Source organism: Citrobacter sp. ANG330, assembly GCF_047467925.1.
Taxonomy (GTDB): Bacteria; Pseudomonadota; Gammaproteobacteria; order Enterobacterales; family Enterobacteriaceae; genus Citrobacter_A; species Citrobacter_A amalonaticus_G.
In genome coordinates this window covers 365,229-380,085 of record NZ_JASJUI010000002.1, presented here as the reverse complement: position 1 = coordinate 380,085, position 14,857 = coordinate 365,229, and the positions used below count along the sequence as shown (strand labels likewise).

Sequence of the window (14,857 nt, the reverse complement as noted above, 5' to 3'; positions counted from 1 at the left end):
GTTATTGTCTGACTGGCTTACCGGAGAACAAGAACTTGAGCAGCGGAATGCGCAGATGAATTTCGTATAATACCAGCGCGATGCCAACGACAAAAATCAGTCCGCAGAGAAAGCCCAACAGATTCGACGTAATATGCGGCGTGATCCACGCACCGTAAAACAACGTTAACGGATGATGCACCAGATAAATAAACAGCGACGCATTGACAAAATAGGTCACGCGGGCTGACTGGAAATTAAGCAAGCGGTGGCCAAGGGAAAACACCACATTGACCATCCATAATCCAAGCACCATGGTGATGACATATTCCGTTTCGTACATCCAGGCGTCGCCGCTGCCGTAGCGCTGATTCAGCAAATAAGCGATGAAGGCGAAGGCGGCTGCCAGCGTACATCCCCGGGAAGGCGTGGTAAACAGCGCCTTCAGTTCGGGTGAGATAAAGGCCAGCGCGCCCAGCATAAAGAAAGGCACATAAAACAGCGTTTGCATCACGACGAAATTAAATAAGCCGTCGCTGAGAATCGGCGGGAAAAAAATGAACAACGTCCGGCGTATTACCGCGTAGCCAATACCCAGAAAGAAAAAGATCAGCGTCAGTTTACCCATTGACACGGCGGCAAGGCATTTTTTATCCGCTTTTTCCAGGTTTTTCCTCATCTGGCTAAATACCCACAGACTGACCGTTGTTAATACCACCAGTACCAGTAAAAACCAGAGGTGAGAAATTAACTCCCAGACCAGCGTGTTGTATTTTTCATACAGTGTGAGCGTATGCCAGCTGTCGACCTTTCCCTTAACATATTGCAGCATTATAAATTGCGGCAACGTTAACAGAGGAATAGCGGTGAGCATCGGAATGCCCACGCGTTCAACGCGTACTTTCCACCAGCGTTTCAACGGGTAACGCAGGAATAACATGTACGAAAAATAACCGGAAATAACGAAGAAGACCTGCATTCGAAAGGAATGGATAAAATCGTTAAACAGGGTCAGCCACCATGAAGGTTCGGCGCTGTTGACATGCCAGGTGTGACCGGAATAGATCAATGAGATATGGAAGGGAATACCCAACAACATCAGCCAGGCGCGGATGGAGTCAAGAAAATATTCACGCTGTGCGGGTACGGGATTCATAGAGGTTTCGTATTCTCAGATTCTCAGACTAATCGTCTTATCCTTAAGGCGATGAGTAGTTACAGTCGGGAGCAACCCTACACGAAGTACAACAACCTGTCTCCAGGATAAGCACGCAAAGTGAAAAAGGGCCCGTCGGGGTGCTTAAACCATAAGCCAGCGTGCCGAACAATGGAGGGATTCAGTTGTCCTAATGCCTGATTATCCATTAAAATAGATCGGATCGATATAAGCACACAAAGGGGGAAGTGCTTACTAATTATGAAACATAAATCACAAATGATGAAAATGCGTTGGTTGGGTGCGGCAGTCATGTTAACGCTGTACACGTCGTCGGCCTGGGCCTTCTCCATCGATGACGTTGCAAAGCAAGCTCAATCCTTAGCCGGTAAAGGCTATGAGGCGCCAAAAAGCAACTTGCCCTCCGTTTTCCGCGACATGAAATATGCGGACTATCAGCAGATCCAGTTTAATCGCGATAAAGCTTACTGGAGCAATCTCAAAACCCCATTCAAGCTCGAGTTCTACCACCAGGGTATGTACTTCGACACGCCGGTCAAAATCAATGAAGTCACGGCAACCACGGTTAAAAGAATCAAATACAGCCCGGACTACTTCAATTTCGGCGACGTTCAGCATGATAAAGACACGGTAAAAGATCTTGGCTTCGCGGGTTTCAAAGTGTTGTACCCGATCAACAGCAAAGACAAAAACGATGAAATCGTCAGCATGCTTGGCGCAAGCTACTTCCGCGTTCTGGGCGCAGGGCAGGTGTATGGCCTCTCTGCACGCGGACTGGCCATTGATACCGCGCTGCCTTCAGGTGAAGAGTTTCCCCGCTTCCGTGAGTTCTGGATCGAACGTCCAAAACCGACTGACAAACGCCTGACGATTTATGCCTTACTGGACTCTCCGCGCGCGACCGGTGCCTATCGTTTTGTGATAATTCCTGGGCGTGACACTGTCGTTGACGTACAGTCGAAAGTCTATCTGCGCGACAAAGTCGGCAAACTGGGCGTGGCGCCGTTAACCAGTATGTTCCTGTATGGGCCAAACCAGCCTTCTCCGGCGACAAACTACCGTCCGGAACTGCATGACTCCAACGGCTTGTCGATTCATGCCGGTAACGGCGAATGGATCTGGCGTCCGCTGAATAACCCGAAACATCTCGCGGTGAGCAGTTTTGCGATGGAAAACCCACAAGGGTTTGGTCTGTTGCAGCGCGGCCGTCAGTTCTCTCGTTTTGAAGATCTTGACGACCGTTACGACCTGCGCCCAAGCGCCTGGATCACGCCGAAAGGCGAGTGGGGTAAGGGTAAGATTGAACTGGTTGAAATCCCGACCAATGACGAAACCAACGATAACATCGTGGCTTACTGGACGCCGGATCAACTGCCTGAACCGGGCAAAGAGATGAACTTCAAATATACCCTGACGTTCAGTCGCGATGAGGACAAACTTCATGCGCCGGATAATGCCTGGGTGCAGCAGACGCGTCGTTCAACCGGCGATGTCAAACAGTCTAATCTCATTCGCCAGCCTGACGGCACGATCGCCTTCGTGGTGGACTTTACCGGCACAGATATGAAAAAACTGCCGTCGGATACCCCGGTCACCGCGCAAACCAGCATTGGCGATAACGGCGAGATTGTGGAAACAACGGTGCGTTACAACCCGGTCACTAAAGGCTGGCGTATGACGATGCGGGTGAAAGTGAAAGATGCGAAGAAAACCACTGAAATGCGTGCTGCATTGGTCAATGCCGATCAGCCGTTGAGTGAAACCTGGAGCTACCAGTTACCTGCCAATGAATAAGACAACTGAGTACATTGACGCTCTGCCGCTCTCGGATATCGAGAAAGCGGCTTTGCCGACTACTGACATCCGCGCGGTGCATGAAGCGCTGGATGCCGAGCATCGCCGTTACTCGCGAGAAGACGACTCACCGCAGGGTTCTGTTAAAGCACGTCTGCAACAAGCCTGGCCAGACTCGCTGGGCGAAGGGCAGTTGATCAAAGATGACGAAGGACGCGACCAGCTTCAGGCAATGCCGAAAGCCAAACGATCTTCGATGTTTCCCGATCCCTGGCGTACTAACCCGGTGGGGCGTTTCTGGGATCGTCTGCGTGGACGTGATGTCACGCCGCGCTATCTGGCGCGACTGACCAAAGAAGAACAGGAAAGCGAGCAGAAGTGGCGTACCGTCGGCACTGTTCGTCGCTATACGCTGCTGCTGCTGACGCTGGCGCAGACGGTTGTCGCGACCTGGTATATGAAGACGATTCTGCCGTATCAGGGCTGGGCGCTGATTAATCCGGCGGATATGGTCGGGCAGGATCTGTGGGTTTCGTTCATGCAGTTGCTGCCGTACATGCTGCAAACCGGCATTTTGATCCTCTTTGCGGTGCTGTTCTGCTGGGTTTCCGCCGGGTTCTGGACCGCGCTGATGGGCTTCCTGCAATTGTTGATTGGGCGCGATAAGTACAGCATTTCGGCGTCAACGGTCGGTAACGAACCGCTGAATCCGCATCACCGCACCGCGCTGATTATGCCTATTTGCAATGAAGACGTTGATCGCGTTTTTGCTGGCCTGCGTGCCACATGGGAATCGGTAAAAGCGACCGGTAACGGCGAGCATTTCGATGTCTATATTCTCAGCGACAGTTACAACCCCGATATCTGTGTTGCAGAACAAAAGGCGTGGATGGAGCTGATTGCTGAAGTGCAGGGCGAAGGGCAGATTTTCTATCGCCGTCGTCGTCGCCGTGTGAAGCGTAAAAGCGGTAACATTGATGACTTCTGCCGTCGTTGGGGCAGCCAGTACAGCTACATGGTGGTACTGGACGCTGACTCCGTAATGACCGGTGAATGCCTGAGCGGTCTGGTGCGTTTGATGGAAGCGAACCCGAATGCCGGGATCATCCAGTCATCGCCGAAGGCGTCCGGCATGGACACCCTGTATGCGCGTTGTCAGCAGTTTGCGACGCGTGTATACGGGCCGTTATTTACCGCCGGTTTGCACTTCTGGCAGTTGGGTGAGTCTCACTACTGGGGTCACAACGCCATAATCCGCGTTAAGCCGTTCATCGAGCACTGTGCGCTGGCGCCACTGCCGGGTGAAGGCTCTTTCGCCGGTTCTATCCTGTCGCATGACTTCGTGGAAGCGGCGTTGATGCGTCGGGCCGGGTGGGGCGTGTGGATTGCTTACGATCTGCCGGGTTCCTATGAAGAGCTGCCGCCGAACCTGCTGGACGAACTGAAGCGAGATCGCCGCTGGTGTCATGGCAACCTGATGAACTTCCGGTTGTTCCTTGTGAAAGGGATGCACCCGGTTCACCGCGCCGTCTTCCTGACCGGGGTGATGTCTTATCTTTCCGCGCCGCTGTGGTTTATGTTCCTTGCGCTGTCAACCGCGTTGCAGGTCGTCCACGCGCTCACCGAGCCGCAATACTTCCTGCAACCGCGCCAGCTGTTCCCGGTCTGGCCGCAGTGGCGTCCTGAACTGGCGATTGCGCTGTTTGCCTCGACGATGGTGCTGCTGTTCCTGCCGAAGTTGCTGAGTATTCTGCTCATCTGGTGTAAAGGTACCAAAGAATACGGTGGATTTATTCGCGTAACGCTGTCGCTGCTGCTGGAGGTGTTGTTCTCCGTATTGCTGGCGCCGGTGCGCATGTTGTTCCACACCGTCTTCGTGGTGAGCGCCTTCCTTGGCTGGGAAGTGGTCTGGAATTCGCCGCAGCGTGACGATGACTCTACGCCGTGGGGTGAAGCGTTTATGCGTCACGGTTCGCAACTGCTGCTGGGTCTGGTATGGGCGGTCGGTATGGCGTGGCTGGATCTGCGTTTCCTGTTCTGGCTGGCGCCGATTGTCTTCTCGCTGATCCTGTCACCGTTTGTCTCGGTGATCTCCAGTCGTTCAACGGTCGGTTTGCGTACTAAACGCTGGAAATTGTTCCTGATCCCGGAAGAATATTCGCCGCCGCAGGTGCTGGTGGATACCGACAAGTATCTGGTGATGAACCGCAACCGTTCGCTTGACGATGGCTTTATGCACGCGGTGTTTAACCCATCGCTTAACGCGTTGGCCACTGCGATGGCGACGGCTCGTCACCGTGCAAGCCAGGTGCTGGAGATTGCCCGCGATCGTCACGTTGAGCAGGCGCTGAACGAGACCCCAGAAAAACTGAATCGCGACCGTCGTCTGGTCCTGTTGAGCGATCCGGTGACGATGGCGCGTTTGCACTATCGTGTCTGGAACTCGCCAGAGAAGTACTCGTCGTGGGTGAGTTACTATCAGGGGATCGCCCTGAACCCGCAGACATTGAAAACGCCTTAAGCGCCATCCGGCGAAATCGTCTGAAAAATACCGGCTTGCGCCGGTATTTTTTTATACTGAAGAAAACGAATGAAAGGGCATTACATGCGACTGATTGCGGTGGGCATCATGGTCATGCTGTTAAGCGGATGCGGCAGCATTATTAGCCGGACAATCCCCGGACAGGGGCATGGCAACCAGTATTATCCGGGCGTGCAGTGGGACGTCCGGGATTCAGCATGGCGCTATATTACAGTCCTCGACCTGCCGTTTTCACTGGTGTTTGACACGCTGCTATTGCCGCTTGACATACACCACGGTCCTTATGAGTAATCAGCGCTCATCCCACTCATCGGCTGCGGTTTGTCCTTCTTCCGTATCCAGCGGGGGGTCAAGCTGAAATTCGCCTTCATCCCATTCATGTAGCGTATTCTCTTCCAGCCACTCCTGGCGGATTTCTATCTCATCATAATCGCCGTCAAAGACGCTTTGCGCGGCCTCGCCACTAAGCATCGGCAGGCATTCGCCTTCTTCGCCTTCGTCGGCAAAAAACTCGACCTGCCACATGATGTCGCCATCCTGTAGCACGTACTTCTGCACGTTGAACTGCTGTACATTGGCTTCGTCCTGTTCAAGCTCAGGATGGTCCGCCATAAATTCTTCACGGGCTGAGTCAATGGCTTCTTCCAGCGTTGCATACATGGTCATCTGAGTCTCCCTTTGATTTGATGAGGTATTCAGGGAAAGAATAGCTGATTCTCCGGTTATGCAAGTATGAATGGTGAAAAATCATCCCGCTGTTCGTGAGAGAGCACGGCGACGCAGGCTGTTCCAGGAATAAATGGCGTTAAACAATACCACCCCGGCAGTGACCAGAAAAACGGCGCGAAAACCATAGTTAGCAGAAATTGCTGCACCCATGAGCGGGCCGGTGACGTTGCCAATATCGCGGAACGACTGGTTATAACTGAAGATGCGCCCGGCGATTTGGTTTGTGGAGTTATAGACCAGCAGCGTCTGGACCGCCGGCAGTAACGCGCCGTCGGCAGCGCCCAGTAAAAAGCGTAATACCGCCAGTTGCCACGGGGTCTGAACAAAAGACATCGGGATCAGCAGCAGAACGGAGAAGATTAGCGCCACAATGAGGATTTTCTCCGGCCCGATACGGTCCCCCAGCTTGCCTAATCTCGGCGCGCTGAGCAATGCGGCGACGCCAGGTACGGAGGCAATCATCCCGCTGATAAACGCAATATTGCTGACATTGCCTGCCAGTTCCCGCACATAGAGCGTCAGAATCGGTGCAATGGAACCGGTCGCCACCTGAATAATCAGCGTGGTGACGAACAAGCTCAGGACCAGTTTCGGATTTTTAAGCGTGGCGACGACTTCGCGCACGCGCAGCATCTCTTTTTTGCTGATCGGTTTGAAGTTCTCGCGAATAAAAAACAGCGTCAGTAAAAAACAGATAACCAATACTGTGGCGGTAATGAAGAACACCGGACGCAGGCCATACTGGTCGGCGAGCAGGCCACCTGCCAGCGGGCCAAGTAACGCACCGCTCACGCCGCCGGTAGAAAGCGTCCCCAGCGCCCAGCCGCTTTTATTGCGCGGTACCTGGGTGGCGATCAACGCGTTCGCATTGGGAATGAATCCCCCCAGCAACCCGAGCAGCGCACGTAGCACCAGAAACTGCCAGATGTTCTGGGCAAGGCCCATCAACAACATCACGACTGCCATCCCCAGCGCGGAGCGCAGCAGCATAATCTTTCTGCCTTTGCGGTCGGCGAGGCCCCCCCAGAAGGGGGAGGCGATAGCGGAGAAAAGAAACGTAATACTGAAAACCAGCCCGGACCACATATTGAGCGCACTGTGGCCCGTTACGCCGAGTTGCTCGACGTAGAGCGGTAAGAATGGCATCACCAGGCTGAATGCGGCACCCGTTAAGAAACAGCCGAGCCAGGCGACGGTGAGATTACGTTTCCAGTTTATGGGTATCTCTGAGGGTGACATAGCGATCCGCGTGTGACGCGCTGTTGGCGCGATCGGGCAAAAAACGAATATAAATTAAGCATATTCATTATGCGCCTGTATGCTGATGGTCGCAATGTGGGCAGCTTTAATCGCTAAAAGCGGTGAAAAAGCAGTCCGGAAGGACTGCTTTGCAGGATTTAATAGCGGGAAGGCACTCCGGCAGGACGTGTTTTGAAGCGACGGTGCAGCCACATGTACTGTTCCGGTGCCATCATGATGCACTTCTCAATAACCTGGTTCATCCAGGCAGCTGTGGTCTCAGCGTCATCCAGGGGCGGTGAGCACTCTGGCGGTAACATAATCAACTGGTAGCCTTTACCGTCGGGTTTGCGACGCGGTACAAAGGGTACCAGGCAGGCATTAGACATCCGGGCGAGCATCCAGGTACCGGAGGTGGTGGCGGCCTGCTCTACGGCAAAAAAGGGGACAAAGACGCTGGCGCGTGGGCCATAGTCGTGATCCGGTGCATACCAGACCACTTCACCTTTCTTCAGCGCTTTAATCATCCCTTTGAGGTCTTTACGATCGAGCATCGATTTATTCGAGCGCATACGTCCCCAGGTCTGAAGCCAGTCGATCAACGGATTATCATTCGGACGATAAACGCCGATGCCGGGTTCCTGCAGACCAAACTGACGCGCTCCCAGTTCCAGGGTCAAAAAGTGCAGACCGACCAGCAATATACCGCGCTTTTGCTGCTGAACATCGCGGATATGCTCCATGCCGATCACTTCCGTCCAGCGGGAAACACGACGATCGGACCAGAACCAGGCCATCCCGGTTTCTATCAACCCCATACCGACGGATTCGAAGTTTTTGACTACCATCGCCTGACGCTCTGCTTTGCTCATCTCGGGAAAACAGAGTTCAAGATTTCGCTCCACAATGACGGCGCGACGCTTCATCAGATGACGCGCCAGATGACCCAACATATGGCCTGTGCGGTAGAGTATGGGATAGGGCAATTGCACGATTAACCAAAGAGCGCCAATACCGAGCCAGGTTAACCAATACCGTGGATGCAGTAATGCTGTGGAGAACTTAGGTAAATTCGTCATGTCTTTCCTGTTAAAAATCTTAAAACGGACAATTCTGACCATTGTTGCATTTTTTCGCGCGCAGAAAAAATTTACGGCTCAGAGATGGCGATAAAAGCAACGAATGTTGTTAAATTTTTAGTTAGAAGAAAGAAATGTAGCGCAAAATGTGTGGATGTAAATTGGCAACATTTGCTATATGATGCCGCCCGATTTGATTTTCACTCATTGCAGGACTCGTACACCATGCCAGTGTTACATAACCGCATTTCCAATGACGCCCTCAGAGCCCAGATGCTGGCTGAAACTGAGCCGCGCACAACCATTTCATTCTACAAATATTTTACCATCACCGATCCGAAAGCGACACGCGATGCGTTGTATCAAAAGTTAACAGCGCTGAATGTTTTTGGTCGTATCTATCTGGCGCATGAAGGGATTAATGCCCAAATTAGCGTGCCCCAAAGCCAGGTGGAGGCATTTCGCCAGCAGTTGTATGCTTTTGATCCGGCACTTGATGGCGTACGTCTGAACATCGCACTGGAGGATGACGGGAAATCTTTCTGGGTGCTGCGCATGAAGGTACGCGAGCGGATTGTGGCGGATGGCATTGAAGATGCGAGCTTTGATGCCAGCAATGTCGGCGATTACCTGAAGGCCGCCGAAGTAAATGCAATGCTCGACGACCCGGATGCGCTATTCATCGATATGCGTAACCATTACGAATACGAAGTGGGTCATTTTGAGAACGCGCTGGAAATTCCGGCCGACACCTTCCGTGAGCAATTGCCAAAAGCGGTCGAGATGATGCAGGAACACAAAGATAAAAAGATTGTGATGTACTGCACCGGCGGCATTCGCTGCGAAAAAGCCAGCGCCTGGATGAAGCACAACGGCTTCAGCAAAGTGTGGCACATTGAAGGCGGTATCATTGAATATGCGCGCAAGGCCCGGGAGCAGGGGTTACCGGTGCGTTTCATCGGCAAAAACTTTGTGTTTGATGAGCGTATGGGCGAGCGTATTTCGGATGAGGTAATTGCCCATTGCCACCAGTGCGGCGCGCTGTGTGACAGCCACACCAACTGTAAAAACGACGGCTGCCATCTGCTGTTTATTCAGTGTCCGGCGTGTGCTGAAAAATTCAACGGTTGCTGTAGCGAAGCCTGCTGTGAAGAGAGTGCGTTACCGGAAGAGGAACAGCGTCGTCTCCGTGCGGGGCGCGAAAACGGCAATAAAATCTTTAATAAGTCTCGTGGGCGACTGAATACGAAACTGGGTATTCCCGACCCTTCGCAGTAACAGAACAGGAGAGGGGACTTCCCCTCTCACCATCATTACTTCTGCTGTACACCTTCCACCGAGATAATCAACTCCACCTCCTGCGAGGCAGGACCCAAATCGGTTGTGATGTTGAAGTCCTTCAGCTTAATTTTCCCTTCGGCCTCAAAGCCCGCGCGTTTACCGCCCCACGGATCGTCACCCTGACCGATCATCTTCGCTTCCAGCGTTACCGGTTTCGTTACGCCGTTTAGCGTCAGGTTCCCGGTGATGTCCAGTTCGTCACCGTCTTTCTTCACGCTGGTGGAGGTAAAGGACGCCTGCGGGAATTTCGCAACGTTGAGGAAATCGGCGCTGCGCAGATGCTTATCACGCTCGGCGTGGTTGGTATCCACGCTGTTGGTGTTGATGGTCACATTCACTTTATCTGCGGCGGGATCCTTTTCATCAAAGGTAAAGGTTCCGTCGAAGTCTTTGAACGTTCCGTATAACCAGCTATATCCCAGGTGCTGAATGCGGAAATTAACAAAGGCATGTTGTCCTTCTTTGTCAATTTTATAATCCGCCGCGACGGCAGAACCGGTGGTGAACAGCAGTGAGGCGAGAGTTAAACCCAGCAGGCTTTTTTTCATTTTTGAGCTCCATAGTCAGATGACGACTTACCCAACATGCGATTCAGGGTGTCGTCTTTATCGATAAAGTGGTGTTTAAAGGCCATCAGGCCATGCAGTACGGAAAGAATGACAACGGTCCAGGCCAGCCACAGGTGTACGCTTCCGGCAAGATCGGCCTGAACGGCGGCATCCGCGAAGGTCGCCGGGATATCGAACCAGCCAAAAACGCTGATAGGTTTCCCGTCGGCGGTAGAAATCAAATAACCGCTGATGACAATGCTGAACAGCAGCAGGTATAACGCGAGATGGCCCAGCGCTGCGCCGGCCCGCGTCCATGATGAATAGCTTGTTAATGGCTTCGGCGGCACAGAGAACAGACGCCAGATGACCCGTATGACCAGACCCATCATCAGCAGGATCCCGATGCTCTTATGCAGTTCTGGCCCGCGGTGATACCAGCCATCGTAATAGCTCAGCGTTACCATCCAGAGACCGAGAGCAAACATGCCATACACCGCGATGGCTGTGAGCCAGTGCAGCGCGATGGAAATAAGACCATATCGTTGAGGAGTATTTGAGAACTGCATAAACACACCAGTTTATATTTCAGGAGTGAATGAAAATGGCCTGACGGAGACATAAATGCAACTAATAATTAACAGTGAGACTGATATTTAAAGTTGATTCAATTATTTTGTATTTACTCAGAAATTTGATTCAATGAATTCGGCATAAATGACTGTCTGGTGACAATCGACGGGAAGTGCAGGGGAGACAGGTTATTCAAAAAATCACACAGAAATTTAGATAACTTTCAGTTTTTGTCAATATTTGTCAGTGGTGCTGGCTCAGTAAAACAGGATGTAAATGACATCCAGAATGGCCAGTAACGACCATAAAATAACGTAGAGCATAAAATGCTCGCGAATATTGTTGACCAGATAAAGAAACAGACGACGCATATTTAAATTACCTTAAAAGGCCTCATTGCGAGGCCATTAAACGATTATGCCGTAAATCGGGAGAGGCGGAAGGGGGCCAGGTCAAAGGCGGATGGCTTTCCCTGGGCAAAGTCAGCGGCAATTTCACCCAGCACAGAGGCAAACTTAAAGCCATGACCGCTCAGGCCAGTGACAACCAACGTGTTGTCGTGGCCGGGCAAGGTATCAATGATGAAGTCTTCATCTGGCGAATTGTCATAGGTACAGGCAGCTCCGTGCAGACAGCAACCCACTCCCGGAAGAACATTGCGCAGGAACGGGAACGCTTCAGAACCGTCACTGGCGACGCTGGCAAAGGGTTTACGTTCAGCTTCTGAATGGATAAGTTGCCCACCGTTATGTTTACCGATTTTCAGTTCGTCGTTCTCCGCCGGGAAACCGTAGTACTGATCGCCGTTGGGCAGCTCACCGGTGAAGGCCGGGAATTTATTCTTGATGCTATAGCGCCCATCGGCCTGATACCAGGCAAACACTTTTCGTACTGGCTGGATCGGGAGTTCGGGGAGCAAAGCCTGCACCCAGGTCCCGGCGCTCACCAGCGCTTTCTTCGCACTGTATTCGCCGTCAGCCGTTTCAACGGTGACGCCGCCGTCATCATCATGGTGAATGGCCGTGACCGGACAGTTGAAGAGCTGTGCGCATCCCGCTTCTTCCGCCAGACGGATCCAGGTTTTTATCGCCAGTTCGCTGCGTAAAAAACCGGAATCAGCTTCGAACAAACCGGTGTAATCAGCAGGGACGCGAATTTCAGGCCAGCGTGCCATAATGGCCGAAGCATCCAGTTGCTCAACGTTTAATTGCCACTGCTTCGCGCTGTTGGCGACGTTCGCCAGGAAAGCAGAATTGGCGGGGCCAAGGTTGATGACGCCGGAGCGGACGAAAATCGGCTCTTCATTTTGAGTGGAGAGTTCGTCCCATAGTGCCTGCGCGCGCAGCACCAGCGGAACGTATTTTTCACCTTCGCCATAGGCGTGGCGGATCAACCGGGTGTCACCGTGATGGCTACCCTGTTGATGCGGTGGCATATGCGCATCGGTCATCAAAACGTTTAACCCGGCGCGAGTGGCATAATAACCTGCGGCTGCCCCAACGGACCCGCTGCCTATAATGATTAAGTCGTATTTCATTGGTTTCTCTCTGCTGTCGCGTTTGATGCAGAGTAAATAAGTGAAATGCGTAATACAACCCAGAAATAGCAAAGGCACCCAGAAGGTGCCTTTTTAAGTGAGAATGTCCGTCTCGTTAGTGCCGACGGTATTCGTTGGCCTGGTAATCGCCGGATTCGATTTTGGCTATGCCGGCTTCTAATATCGAAATAAATTGTCTGGCAACATCGGTGGTTAACCAGAGCGTCTGACCGACTTCTGTACCATCGGGTTCGGGACGATTTGGAGTCTGGTAATGCAAACGCAGCATCAGCGCGTCATAGCTATCTACGGTGCTGATGTCCCATCCCACAAGCGGATGAGTCTGAATGACTTCATTATTCTTTTCCATCATGCCCCCTAATTCGTGTTACAAGACAACGGCTTTCGAGGTTCAATGCGTTTTTATCTGAAGCAACTTCAGTATATCAATAAATAAGGGTATTCACTGAGATTTTAAAGAGGGGGGAGCATAAATTTCTGCAAATTAAGAATTTATGAGTAATTAATCGCCATCTTATTCACACTTTTTAAGTATGTTGTGCAATATTTTTGAGCGACCGGTGAAAATATAAACAATTCTTAAGGTTGTAGAGAAATTTAAAATGGATGAAAAATGACAGATTAAAAAAGCCGGGGCGACCCGGCAAAAGAGACTACGGCATAGCATTTTTATTCTTTAATGAACCAGTCGTCGGCGCTTTCCCAGGTTTCCTGAAGAATTTCACTGATCCGTTCTTTATCTTCTTTCGTCGCACCAATGACGGACAAATTATTGGCTGCAGCGTAACGGACGGTGACATTACCGTCATTGTCGGGAAAGGAGTGAGTAATACGGCGGGAGAGTTCGCCTGCCAGGGCATCAATGGCACCGGCAGGCAAAGGTGAAGTTTTAGCAATAGTGACTTCAATACGCATAATAGCCCCCTGTTGAATATACTGTTTATTTATACAGTTGATCTGACCGAATTACAACAGGGAGCGCTGATTTTTTTACTTTTTCATCGTCCAGTGTACCGTTTCGCCTCCGAGGAACGGCACCAGCGTATCGTCGGAGAGCGCAATGCTCTCCGGCACCTGTTGCTCTTCACGTACCAGCTCAATAAAGGTGTCATTCACTGGCAGGCCGTAGAATCGCGGACCGTTAAGAGAACAAAAGGCTTCAAGGTGCGCCAGTGCGTTCATCTCTTCAAACACGGTGGCATAGCTTGCCAGCGCCGTCGGCGCATTAAAGCAACCCGCACAACCGCAGCTTGCCTCTTTACGATGACGGGCGTGCGGCGCGGAGTCGGTGCCGAGGAAGGCGCGTTCAAATCCGCTGGCAACGAGGTCTCGTAGCGCCTGCTGGTGGACATTGCGCTTCAGAATCGGCAGGCAGTAGAGGTGAGGACGAATACCGCCAACCAGCATATGGTTACGGTTAAACATCAGGTGTTGCGGAGTAATCGTCGCGGCCAGTAATTCATTGCCGTCACGGACATACTCCGCCGCATCTTTCGTGGTGATATGCTCAAAGACCACTTTCAGCGCAGGCAGGCGCTGGCGCAGAGGCTCCATCACCGTCTCAATGAAACGCGCTTCGCGGTCAAAGATGTCGATATCGGCGTGGGTGACTTCGCCGTGAACCAGCAGCGGCATCCCGAGTTTTTCCATACGCTCCAGCACAGGCATGATGGCATCAATGGAGGTGACGCCGTGACTGGAGTTGGTGGTGGCATTCGCCGGGTAGAGTTTTGCCGCCGTGAACACACCTTCGCGAAAGCCGCGCTCCAGTTCAGCGGGATCCAGTGTGTCCGTTAAATAGCAGGTCATCAGCGGGGTGAAAGTGTGTCCGGCAGGAACGGCATCAAGGATGCGTTGACGGTAAGCGATAGCCGCATCCACCGTGGTGATCGGCGGCGCAAGGTTGGGCATCACAATCGCACGTGCATAAATGCCGCTGGTGTAGGGCACGACTGCTTTTAACATTTCGCCATCGCGAAGGTGAAGGTGCCAGTCGTCTGGGCGGCGGATCTTTAAAACCTGGGAGGGTGCTATCATCAATATGCTCCGGCTGGGGGATGTCATTTTTGCCGGAAACAAAGGATATGCGGAAACGTTTTCGTTTGCACGTAAAAAAAGGCGCCGTAGCGCCTTTGAGAATGACGACAAACCTCATCCCGATACTGGACAAGCAGAAACAACCTAATTAAAAACGAGGAAAATCAATTGATTGATTTTCGGCTGCTTATCACAAAGAAGGAAAAACCACGTTTTTTCCTTCTTTGCCAGCGATCTGAAAGGCGCCGTAGCGCCTTTGTC

The 14,857-nt window shown here is 52.1% G+C and carries 15 protein-coding genes; 4 read left to right on the top strand and 11 right to left on the bottom strand.

Annotated elements, in window-relative coordinates:
• Position 1 precedes the first annotated feature (1 nt).
• Complete coding sequence (gene mdoC, locus QNN88_RS07595) at positions 2 to 1,135, bottom strand: glucans biosynthesis protein MdoC (RefSeq protein WP_414239667.1); 1,134 nt, start codon at positions 1,133 to 1,135, stop codon at positions 2 to 4.
• A gap of 279 nt (positions 1,136 to 1,414) precedes the next feature.
• On the opposite strand from mdoC, the gene mdoG reads away from it, so the two are divergent.
• From mdoG to QNN88_RS07580, 3 genes are all read left to right on the top strand, one after another.
• Entirely contained in the window at positions 1,415 to 2,950 is a 1,536-nt protein-coding gene (mdoG, locus tag QNN88_RS07590; RefSeq protein ID WP_414239666.1) for a glucans biosynthesis protein MdoG, read from the top strand.
• Positions 2,943 to 5,471 carry a glucans biosynthesis glucosyltransferase MdoH gene (gene mdoH / locus QNN88_RS07585; RefSeq protein ID WP_414239665.1) on the top strand — a complete coding sequence of 843 codons (2,529 nt, stop codon included), beginning with the start codon at positions 2,943 to 2,945 and terminating at the stop codon, positions 5,469 to 5,471. Before mdoG ends, mdoH begins: the two co-directional genes overlap by 8 nt.
• An 84-nt stretch (positions 5,472 to 5,555) precedes the next feature.
• Positions 5,556 to 5,783, top strand: coding sequence for a YceK/YidQ family lipoprotein (locus QNN88_RS07580; protein ID WP_414239664.1), 228 nt, complete (start codon positions 5,556 to 5,558; stop codon positions 5,781 to 5,783).
• Here QNN88_RS07580 and QNN88_RS07575 read toward each other — a convergent pair whose 3' ends face one another.
• The 3 genes from QNN88_RS07575 to QNN88_RS07565 all read right to left on the bottom strand — a co-directional run bounded on the left by QNN88_RS07575 (position 5,784) and on the right by QNN88_RS07565 (position 8,539).
• Positions 5,784 to 6,158: a MysB family protein gene (locus tag QNN88_RS07575; protein WP_414239663.1), complete on the bottom strand. Its 375-nt coding sequence runs from the start codon at positions 6,156 to 6,158 to the stop codon at positions 5,784 to 5,786.
• Between the two features lie 81 nt (positions 6,159 to 6,239).
• Positions 6,240 to 7,460 (bottom strand): multidrug efflux MFS transporter MdtG, encoded by a 1,221-nt coding sequence (gene mdtG / locus QNN88_RS07570; RefSeq protein ID WP_414239662.1) that lies wholly within the window; start codon positions 7,458 to 7,460, stop codon positions 6,240 to 6,242.
• 158 nt (positions 7,461 to 7,618) lie between these two features.
• The gene (locus tag QNN88_RS07565) at positions 7,619 to 8,539 is read right to left on the bottom strand and encodes a Kdo(2)-lipid IV(A) acyltransferase (RefSeq protein ID WP_414239661.1); all 921 of its coding nucleotides are present in this window, start codon (positions 8,537 to 8,539) and stop codon (positions 7,619 to 7,621) included.
• 225 nt (positions 8,540 to 8,764) lie between these two features.
• Here QNN88_RS07565 and QNN88_RS07560 point away from each other — a divergent pair, with 225 nt between their 5' ends.
• Positions 8,765 to 9,817, top strand: a complete 1,053-nt coding sequence (locus tag QNN88_RS07560) for a rhodanese-related sulfurtransferase (protein ID WP_414239660.1) — start codon at positions 8,765 to 8,767, stop codon at positions 9,815 to 9,817.
• 35 nt (positions 9,818 to 9,852) lie between these two features.
• Here the strand turns inward: QNN88_RS07560 and QNN88_RS07555 are convergent, their stop codons facing one another.
• From QNN88_RS07555 to pyrC, 7 genes are all read right to left on the bottom strand, one after another.
• Positions 9,853 to 10,428 carry a YceI family protein gene (locus QNN88_RS07555; RefSeq protein ID WP_414239659.1) on the bottom strand — a complete coding sequence of 192 codons (576 nt, stop codon included), beginning with the start codon at positions 10,426 to 10,428 and terminating at the stop codon, positions 9,853 to 9,855.
• Positions 10,425 to 10,997, bottom strand: coding sequence for a cytochrome b (locus QNN88_RS07550; protein WP_414239658.1), 573 nt, complete (start codon positions 10,995 to 10,997; stop codon positions 10,425 to 10,427). The genes QNN88_RS07555 and QNN88_RS07550 overlap by 4 nt, the downstream gene beginning before the upstream one ends.
• A 261-nt stretch (positions 10,998 to 11,258) precedes the next feature.
• Positions 11,259 to 11,372 carry a YceO family protein gene (locus QNN88_RS07545; protein WP_043001014.1) on the bottom strand — a complete coding sequence of 38 codons (114 nt, stop codon included), beginning with the start codon at positions 11,370 to 11,372 and terminating at the stop codon, positions 11,259 to 11,261.
• A gap of 44 nt (positions 11,373 to 11,416) precedes the next feature.
• Positions 11,417 to 12,538, bottom strand: a complete 1,122-nt coding sequence (gene solA, locus QNN88_RS07540) for an N-methyl-L-tryptophan oxidase (protein ID WP_414239657.1) — start codon at positions 12,536 to 12,538, stop codon at positions 11,417 to 11,419.
• Between the two features lie 115 nt (positions 12,539 to 12,653).
• Positions 12,654 to 12,908 carry a biofilm formation regulator BssS gene (gene bssS / locus QNN88_RS07535; protein ID WP_414239807.1) on the bottom strand — a complete coding sequence of 85 codons (255 nt, stop codon included), beginning with the start codon at positions 12,906 to 12,908 and terminating at the stop codon, positions 12,654 to 12,656.
• A gap of 320 nt (positions 12,909 to 13,228) precedes the next feature.
• Positions 13,229 to 13,474: a DNA damage-inducible protein I gene (gene dinI / locus QNN88_RS07530; protein ID WP_414239656.1), complete on the bottom strand. Its 246-nt coding sequence runs from the start codon at positions 13,472 to 13,474 to the stop codon at positions 13,229 to 13,231.
• A gap of 75 nt (positions 13,475 to 13,549) precedes the next feature.
• Entirely contained in the window at positions 13,550 to 14,596 is a 1,047-nt protein-coding gene (pyrC, locus tag QNN88_RS07525) for a dihydroorotase (RefSeq protein WP_414239655.1), read from the bottom strand.
• Positions 14,597 to 14,857: the final 261 nt, after the last annotated feature.